We start from the raw sequence: 8,201 nt of genomic DNA on the forward strand, positions 1-8,201 counted from the left end.
ACATGGCAGCCAAGCGAAAGACCAAAGCCCGCGAGGCCCAGCTCGCCTTCGAAGCCCTCTCGATCGAAGGCGGACTCCTGTCGCCCGAGTGGCTGTCGAAGGTCGCCCAGCTTCAGGCGGGCACACAGGCCGAAGCCGACTACCGCATCCACAAGGGGCTGAACCTCCGCGACGAGATCGGTCGCTACTGGCGCATAGCACAGGCGCACTGGGCCGACTTCAAGTCGGGCCGCGAGGCGAAGGCCGACCCGAAGGCCACCGCCGAGCGCTTCGTGCTCGCGCTGCTTCGCGATGCGTTCGGCTTCACGGCACTTGCTCCGGTGGGGCCCGCCGTGCTGCAGGAGCGGACGTACCCCATCGGGTACGCCACGCTCGCCGGACGCGTGCCCGTCGTCGTCGCCCCGGCCGACAGCGGGCTCGACACGCTCTCGTCGGCGTTCGGCGACGGTGCTCGCCGGCGCAGCGCCTTCGGCCTCGCGCAGGAGTACCTGAACGCGCAAGAAGGCGCGCTCTGGGGCATCGCCAGCGACGGCGTCACGCTGCGCATCGTGCGCGACAACGCCAGCCTCACGCGCCCCGCGTGGATCGAGGCCGACCTCCAGCGCCTCTTCACCGAAGATCGCTATGCCGACTTCGCCGCGCTTTGGCTCCTTTGCCACGAAACGCGCTTCGGCCGTGAGGGCCAGCCAGTCACCGAATGCGCGCTCGAAGCCTGGCGCAGCGCTGGCCGCGAGGAAGGCACACGGGCCCGCGAGCACCTGCGGCGCGGCGTCGAGGAGGCGATCGTCGCGCTCGGCCAGGGCTTCCTTTCGCACGCCGAGAATGCGGCGCTGCGTGCTGACCTGCAGAACGGCACGCTGCCGGTGAAGGACTACTTCAACCAGCTCCTTCGGCTGGTCTACCGGCTCATCTTCCTGCTCACCGTCGAAGAGCGCGGGCTCCTTCATCCCGATGGCACAAGCGACGCGACGAAGGCGCTCTACGCGAACGGCTACGGCATCCGCCGCCTACGCGAGCGCTCAGTGAAGCGCAGCGCCCACGATCGCTTCTCCGACCTGTGGGAAGCGACCAAGGTCGTGTGCCTCGGCCTTGCTGCGGGAGAGCCGCGCCTCGGCCTCCCTGCGCTCGCGGGCATCTTCGCCGCGAACCAGTGCCCGGCGCTCGACGGAGCGAAGCTTGAGAACCGTGCGATGCTGCTGGCCGTGTTCAAGCTCGCGTGGCTCCGCGAGGAGGGCAGCCTCTCGCGTGTGAACTGGCGCGACATGGGTCCTGAGGAGCTGGGCAGTGTCTACGAAAGCCTCCTCGAACTCGTTCCGCAGATCGCCAAGGACGGGCGTCAGTTCGCCTTCGCGACCGGCGGCGAGACCAAGGGCAACGCGCGTAAGACGACGGGCAGCTACTACACACCCGACAGCCTCGTGCAGGTGCTGCTCGCCAGCGCACTGGAGCCCGTCATTGCCGACACCATTGCGAAGAATCCGGGCAACGCCGCGGAGGCACTGCTTGGGCTCTCCATCGTCGATCCCGCATGTGGCTCGGGCCACTTCCTCCTCGCGGCGGCGCGCAGGCTCGCTGCCCACGTCGCGCGCCTGCAGACGAACGGCACGCCGTCGGCTGCTGAGTACCGGCACGCCCTTCGGCAGGTCGTCGGCCGCTGCATCTTCGGTGTCGACCTGAACCCGATGGCCGTGGAGCTGTGCAAAGTCGGGCTGTGGATGGAGGCCGTCGAGCCGGGCCTTCCTCTCACGTTCTTGAACTCGCACATCCAGCAAGGCAACGCGCTCCTCGGCACGACGCCTGATCTGATGGCGAAGGGCATCCCCGACACCGCATGGGACCCGATCGAGGGCGACGACAAAAAGACCGCGAGCGCGCTGAAGAAGCGGAACAAGAAAGCCGCCGAGGGACAGCGCTCGCTCGACACGCTCTGGAGCAAGCCTGCAGACGCTGAGGCTCAGACCGTCACGCGGGCGGTCACCGAGCTCGACGCGGCGAGCGACGCGAACGTCGAAGCGCTCGCGAAGAAAGAGGAGCGGTGGGACGGCATTCTCGGGTCGCCCGAGTACCGCCACCAGAAGTTCGTGGCCGACGCCTGGTGCGCCGCTTTCGTGTGGCCGAAGCAGCCCGGTGAGCTGACCGACGCGGCGCCAACGAACGAACTATGGCGACAGCTCCGCGACGGCCAGGGTATGGCGCCTGCGCTCACGACGAAGACCATCTGCGAGCTCGCGGACCAGTACCGGTTCTTTCACTGGCACCTTCAATTCCCACAGGTCTTCGCCAAGGGTGGCTTCAACGTCGTTCTCGGCAACCCGCCGTGGGAGCGCGTGAAGCTGCAGGAGCAGGAGTTCTTCGCGTCACGCAGCGAGGAGATAGCGAAGGCGGTGAACGCGGCCGCGCGCAAGAAGCTCATCGCGAAGTTGCCCGAGGAGAACCCGCTGCTCTGGGACGAGTGGTGCGCTGCAAGCCGACGGGCCGAGGGCGAGAGCCACTCGATCCGGCAGATGGGGCGTTACCCTCTGTGCGGCAAGGGCGACGTGAACACGTACGCGATCTTCGCTGAGCACAACCGCAGTTCACTCGGCCCTCGCGGTCGTGCCGGCTACATCGTGCCGCCCGGCCTCGCGACCGACGACACGACGAAGGCGTACTTCCAAGACCTCGTCGCGAAGAATGCACTCGTAGCCCTGTACGAGTTCGAGAACGAGGAATTCCTCTTTCCGGGAATAGACCACCGCGTTCGCTTCATCGTCATCACCGTTGCGAAGGAACGTCCGGCATCCAGTCCTGGAGCAGACACCTCGTTCGCGAACCGTAGCGTCACCGCACTCAGCGACCAATCTCGACACTTCACGCTGACGCCCTCTGACTTCGAGACGCTCAACCCGAACACGCGAACCTGCCCGACGTTCAGATCGCGTCGCGACGCGGACATCAACCTCGCGATGTACCGACGCGCGGGCGTGCTCTGGCGCGAGGCCGACAAAGAGAACGGCAACCCCTGGGGACTCCGGTTCATGGCGATGCTGCACATGGCCAACGACTCGGGGCTGTTCAAGACGCGCCAGGACTTGGAGGCGGCAAAGGCGACGCTGGTCGGGAACCGATTCACCAGGGACGCCGAGACGTGGTTGCCGCTGATCGAGGCGAAGATGATCCACATCTTCGACCACCGCTTCGGAACCTACGAGGGCCAGACGGAGGCGCAGGATAACCAGGGCAAGCTGCCCGAGTTCGACGACGCAGCACACGCGGACACGGCGCGAGTCACGCTCCCGTACTACTGGGTTCCTGAATCGGAGGTAGCACAGCGTCTCGCCAGTCGATGGGATCGCGGGTGGTTGCTTGGTTGGCGCGACATCGTCCGCAGTACGGACCAGCGCACGGTGATCGCTAGCCTCCTGCCTCGTGTGGCTGTCGGACACACGACTCCGCTGATGATGCCGAGCGCGCCCCCGAAGCTGTGCGCGTGCCTATACGCGTCGCTATGCAGCTTCGTGCTGGACTATGCCGCTCGCCAGAAGATCGGCGGTACGCACCTGACGTACGGCTACTTGAAGCAACTTCCTGTTCTTGGGCCATCTGCCTATTCGGCGGCGGCTCCCTGGGACCACTCGACTACCATCAAGGACTGGGTTCTCGCTCGCGTCCTGCGGCTGACGTTCACCGCAGACGACATGGAACCGTTCGCCCGGGACGTCGAATTCATGGGGCCCCCTTTCGTATGGAACGCACAGCAACGGTTCGCGGTTCGCTGCGAACTCGACGCGGCGTTTTTCAGACTCTACGAACTGAAGCGGGCGGACATCGAGCATGTGATGGACTCGTTCCCGGTTGTTCGGAAGAACGACGAGAAAGCCAACGACGGCGTCTATCGAACGAAGGAGGCGATTCTCAGCATCTACGACGAGCTGGTGGCCGCCGAACGCTCGGGCACTCCGTACCGCACACGCCTATCGCCGCCGCCCGCCGACGAGAGCATCACGCACGGCGTTCCTGGCGGCGGGAAGATCCTCCCGTTCCGTCCCGCCGTCCGTCCGCAGCCCGCAGTTCAACCGGCCGCCATCGCGCCCGCACCGTATCGCGACATCCCTGCGTGGTCGCCCAAGCTTCTCCCAGCGGTGGCAACGAGGACCGGGCTCGCCGCCTCTGCAGGTCGCTGGGGCACCACACTGACGGGCGTCGACCTCGGCATCGCTGCGCTGGCCGCAGTGCTGCGCAACATCGGTGGTCCTGCCTCCCGCGATGAAGTCGAGCGCGCCGTCGTGCTCTCCGTCCTTCCTGGCCTCCTGCAGTCGAAGTTCGACGCGCAGACGGCCCCGAAGTGGCGACGAGCCATCGGGACCGCCAACATGAGCCTGTCGTCGATCACGGCCCTCTCGATCCCCTGGGCCGAGGTGCTTCGCCGCGCGACCGTCGAGCACCTGCTCGTGATGGACGCGGACGGCCGCTGGCGCGCCGGAGCAGACATCGACGACGCTCCCTCGGACGTGCTCGACGCTCGCGCATTGGTGGCGCTCTCGTGGCTCCAGAGCCTGAGCGGTGTCGTCGTCGACACGGATTTGGTCGCGCATCTCGAGATGCTCCGTGCCGCGTAAGCAAGACCGCAAGACGCTGGACCTTCAGTGGCCAGCGCCCGATCTCAAGCCCGGCGCGGGGCTCGCGGAGCCCCGTCTCTGGGTCCAGCGCCTGCGCCTGTGGCACGACTTCGCCGACGACGATCCTGCGCATGGGCGCAACATCGAGTTCCGGCGCGGGCTGAACATCGTGTCGTCGCCGGCGGGCCCGACTGCGGAGCAGGTTTCGACGGGCCACGCGGCAGGGAAGACCTTGCTCTGCCGCCAGATTCGGTACTGCCTTGGCGAAGACACCTACGCCGATCCCGAGGACACGGCCGCCATCCGGGCTCGATTCCCGAACGGCGGCGTCGGTGCTGAGGTTCGCCTCTGCGGCGAGGCCTGGGTGGTTCGGCGCGCATTCGCCTCACGCGCAGATGACCGAGCGCTCCGTGGCGAACGGCTCGAGGACTTGGCTGATGACGCTCATCGTGGTTCCTTCGGCGCGTTCCGCAAAGCAATCGAGGCCGTCGCGTTCACCGACGCGCACCGCGAGCTGTTGAAAGAGATCGAGGACATCGAGGTCCCGTGGCAGTACGTGCTGGCGTGGCTCACGCGTGACCAGGAGTGTCGGCTCGATGGCTTGACCCACTGGAGACACCCCGAGTCCAGCTCGCACTCGCCGGTTCGCAAGGCCGCTGCGGAAACCCGGTTGAACGTGCTCCGCATGGCCACTGGCCTCTACTCGGAGCAGTCGAACACGGCTCGCAAGCGCGCGTCCGCAGCTTCGCAGACGGCTAGCACCGCTGAGTCGGCGGCGCGCCAAGCTGATGAGCGCTTCAAAGTGCTGCGCAGGGACCTCGCGTCTGCGCTTCAGCGCGATGAGGGTGACATCTGGCCGCCACCCCCATCGTCGCCGGAGGAGGCGCTTCACGACGAGCAGGCCGCGAGGGAGGCACATATTCGAAAGCTCGAAGCGCTCGTCGACCAGCGGCTCCGCGGAACGGCCGTAGTCGAGACCACGGCGGCGCAGAAGGCGAACGAGCAGGCTCTCGAAGCTGCGCGGGCCGAACTCGCCGTAGTCGAGCAGCAGATCACCGACCTCGACGACGAGGTCAAACGCGGCAAGGCCCAGTTGGAGCTGGTCTCGACGGACAGCGCCAAGGCATGGGCGGATCTCCGGAGCGCAAAGCACCCGACGTGTCCCTACGACGACACGCCTCTCAACGTCGAGAAGGCGAAGTTCGTGTGTCCGATGCCGCGGCTGCCCGACCCCGACGCGGCGAGGAGGCTCGCGCAGGAGAGCGACACGCACCAGAAGAAGGTTGCTGATGAAGTCATCTCCATGGCGAACACGCTTGCGAAGCTGAAGGGTCAGCGCGCGGGATTGAACACGAGGATCACCAACCTCGAGCGCGCCATCGAGGCTCACCAGCTAGCCATCACGCGCGCCACCGAGGAGAGCCAAGCAGCCTGGGCGGCCAAGGGTACGCTGCGAAACTTCGTGGCATCCGTGAAGGCGCTTGAGGACACGCGCGCCGCCGAGAAGAAGGCGAAGGACGCCGAGAAGAGCATCCTCGAACACAAGAACGAGCACCTGAGCACATACTCGACCGCCGAGCTCACCAAGTGGTTCGACGTGCTCGTGAAGCAGATCGTTGCGAACGAGGCGAAGGGCGATGTCACGCTCGACGGCAAGGGCCTCCACGCGACTATCCAGTGGCGCGGACGACGGCGATCGGTTGCGCTCAACTCCCTCCGGATCGTGCTCTTCGACCTCGCCGCGCTGCTCTGCGCCGTCGAGGGCACGTCGTCGGCGCCTGCGTTCCTCCTCCACGACAGCCCTCGTGAGGGCGACCTTGATCCGTGGACCTACGCACGCCTGTTCGAGGCCGTCTTGACCCTCGGCCCCAAGGAGGAAATGGCGCCGTTCCAGTACATCGTGACGACGACGACGGAACCTCCCGGAGGCGACGTTCGCGAGCGCGTCCGAGTTGAACTCAGCGCGCGATCCGACGCGACGCGCTTCTTCCGGGTGGACCTGTGACGACAGCGCTCTCACCCATCCTTGTCTCGCGTCTCGAGAAGGCGGCCACAGACAACGGCTTCGACCAGGGGCTCGAGTCCGAGAGCGACTGGCTCGTCTTCGCGAGCACGCAGTGCCCGCTGCGCGTGTGGCTCGGCGCATTCGGCGACGCCGTCTTCCTCGCTGCGTTCTCGCAGCAGAACGTCGCCCGGGCGCTCGGCGAATACGGAACGGCGATGGCCGCGCCAATGCCGAAGGGAGCCGCTGGCGGGCGCACCGTGCCGGATGTGCCCGCGCTGCATCGCCTCCTGCGGCGCGCGATCCAGCTCTCCAAGGCCCTGCCGAACGAGCTTCTTCACACGTTCGAGAAGAAGGTCGCCGCGCTGCCGAAGACGACGGAGGCCGAGCGTCTAGTCGTCCAGCGTGTCGGACAGAACCTGTTCCGCGACGGACTCCTGGAACTCTGGGAGGGCCGGTGCGCCGTCACCAGCCTCGCGGTGCCCAAGTTGCTTCGCGCGAGCCACATCAAGCCCTGGGCCGACTGCGCGACCGACGCCGAGCGGCTCGACGTCTACAACGGCATCCTGCTGGCGCCGCACCTCGACGCTGCCTTCGACCTGGGCTTCATCACGGTGCAGGACGACGGCGCGATTGTCGTCGGCAACGCGCTCGACGCCGCTGCCCGCGCGGTCCTCGGGCTCGACCAGCCGATGCGCGCTCGCGGCCTGGCGGATGGCCATCGGGCGTACCTGCCGTGGCATCGTGACCACGTGTTCCAGAAGCGGGGCGCATAGTGGCGGCAGCACCCGACACCGTCGCGTGGGTTCGTCCTCCCGAGCCGATCCGAGGCCTCGACCACCTCGGAGTGCAGGCGCCGTGCATCGCGCTCTACGGCCAGCTCCTCCCCGGCATCACGAACGTCACCGATCGCGCTCGCTACTACTCGTTTCACCCGTGGGTGCTCTGGGCCTTCGCGCGCCAATACTCCGACCATTCCGTCGACGAGTTCCGGCGTGTCCTTCGTCGTGCCGAGTGCCTGTTCGCGCTCATCGCGATCCGTCATGCCCGCGTCGTTGGCGACCGGGACGATGGGCTTCACGGCCGCACGATGGGGCCGGGTCCGTCGTCGAGGCGTGCGTCGTGTTTCCTCGCTTCTGCCCGTGAAAGTTCACCGTCGGGTTGCCCTCGTCGTCGGGCTGCTCCTTCTTGTTCTCCTTCTCGTCCTCGCCCTTCGGACGGAACGACTTCAGAGACGCTCAGGCATTGCTGAGGCTGCCATCCACGCTGAAGTGCTCACTGCTGGTGAGCCCCGCGCTTTGCGCTTGGCTCATGACAGCCATGAAGAAGCTCCGGGCGACGTCGTGCTCCAAAAGCCGGTCCCGGTTCTGAGAGAAGGTGCTGTGGTCAAAGGAGGCACCCTCCATCCCTGCGCCCCACTGCATCCCCGTGCGCAGCACCAAGAGAATCCCATCTAGGGCCTGTCGGTCGGGCACTAGAGCGCCGATCAGGTTTCCGCCCGAGGAAAGTCGAATACTTACGAGCGCGATCGACGTGGGCTGTCGCCGCGTGATCAGGTCGCCACCTCTCGGAGGTGGCTCATGGAGCGCTGGAAGCCGACT

Annotated in this window: 3 protein-coding genes and 1 pseudogene; 3 read left to right on the forward strand and 1 reads right to left on the reverse strand. The window is 66.6% G+C overall.

What is annotated here, in order from left to right; genetic code table 11:
- Nucleotides 1–2: 2 nt before the first annotated feature.
- From D7V88_RS16675 to D7V88_RS16685, 3 genes are read left to right on the forward strand one after another with little or no spacing between them, the layout of a single operon-like run.
- Nucleotides 3–4,598: an Eco57I restriction-modification methylase domain-containing protein gene (locus D7V88_RS16675; RefSeq protein WP_120541629.1), complete on the forward strand. Its 4,596-nt coding sequence runs from the start codon at nucleotides 3–5 to the stop codon at nucleotides 4,596–4,598.
- On the forward strand, nucleotides 4,588–6,603 hold the full coding sequence (locus tag D7V88_RS16680) for a hypothetical protein (protein WP_120541630.1): 2,016 nt from the start codon (nucleotides 4,588–4,590) through the stop codon (nucleotides 6,601–6,603). The genes D7V88_RS16675 and D7V88_RS16680 overlap by 11 nt, the downstream gene beginning before the upstream one ends.
- Nucleotides 6,600–7,376, forward strand: a complete 777-nt coding sequence (locus tag D7V88_RS16685) for an HNH endonuclease (protein WP_120541631.1) — start codon at nucleotides 6,600–6,602, stop codon at nucleotides 7,374–7,376. The genes D7V88_RS16680 and D7V88_RS16685 overlap by 4 nt, the downstream gene beginning before the upstream one ends.
- Nucleotides 7,377–7,841: 465 nt before the next feature.
- Here the strand turns inward: D7V88_RS16685 and D7V88_RS45500 are convergent.
- Nucleotides 7,842–7,985 (reverse strand): annotated as a pseudogene (locus tag D7V88_RS45500) (IS5/IS1182 family transposase); the annotation flags it as partial.
- Nucleotides 7,986–8,201 lie beyond the last annotated feature (216 nt).

Origin of the sequence: Corallococcus terminator (assembly GCF_003611635.1) — a bacterium.
Taxonomy (GTDB): domain Bacteria; phylum Myxococcota; class Myxococcia; order Myxococcales; family Myxococcaceae; genus Corallococcus; species Corallococcus terminator.

Excerpts from the sequence above, each read along its gene's own strand:
- D7V88_RS16675 (WP_120541629.1), top strand. The coding sequence starts at position 3 with ATGGCAGCCAAGCGAAAGACCAAAGCCCGCGAGGCCCAGCTCGCCTTC.